Annotated in this window: 1 protein-coding gene; it reads right to left on the bottom strand. The window is 50.2% G+C overall.

From position 1 onward, the window contains the following. On the bottom strand, positions 1–695 hold a 695-nt coding region (locus tag CIK92_RS12510; protein WP_173823851.1), incomplete at both ends, for a 2-oxoacid:acceptor oxidoreductase family protein.

Genomic DNA, 695 nt, shown 5'->3' with positions numbered 1-695 from the left:
GCACGTGGCATGCCACAAAGTTAGGCGTAGTCACCAAATATGTAGAGCGGATAGGCTCATCACCGAAGCGCAGATGCGAGCAAGTGAAACCGCCCGACTTCTTAGAGTCATAGGCGAAATATGCTTGGCAATATTTATTAGTGTTATCACCGATAATCTTCACCGAGTTCTTGTTTGCTCCCACAGTACCATCGGCACCAAGTCCGTAGAACTTACCCTGGAACATGCCTGCACCACCGAGAGCCACTTCTTCCTTCAGCGGAAGTGAAGTGAATGTCACGTCATCGTTGATGCCGAGAGTGAAGTGGTCTTTAGGCATCGGCAATGCCAAATTCTCATATACTGATAGAATTTGTGCCGGCGTAGTGTCCTTAGAGCCAAGTCCGAAGCGTCCGCCCACTATTACCGGAGCATTCTCCTTGCCATAGAAGCATTCTTTTACGTCGAGATACAGAGGCTCGCCGTTTGCTCCCGGTTCTTTTGTGCGGTCGAGCACGGCAATGCGCTTTGCTGTTGCCGGAACGGCTGCAAGGAAGTGCTTTGCCGAGAACGGACGATATAGATGCACCGACACCAATCCCACTTTCTCGCCTTGAGCAGTGAGGTGGTCAATTGTTTCACGGATTGCCTCAGTAACCGAACGCAAAGCGATAATCAGACGGTAGGAAACGGCTGCGAAATAGAAGAAGAAAAGA

The organism is Prevotella sp. P4-67, assembly GCF_002251325.1.
Lineage (GTDB): Bacteria > Bacteroidota > Bacteroidia > Bacteroidales > Bacteroidaceae > Prevotella.
Note: the sequence above shows the minus strand (reverse complement) of the source record. Positions and strands in the feature narration are given on the sequence as shown.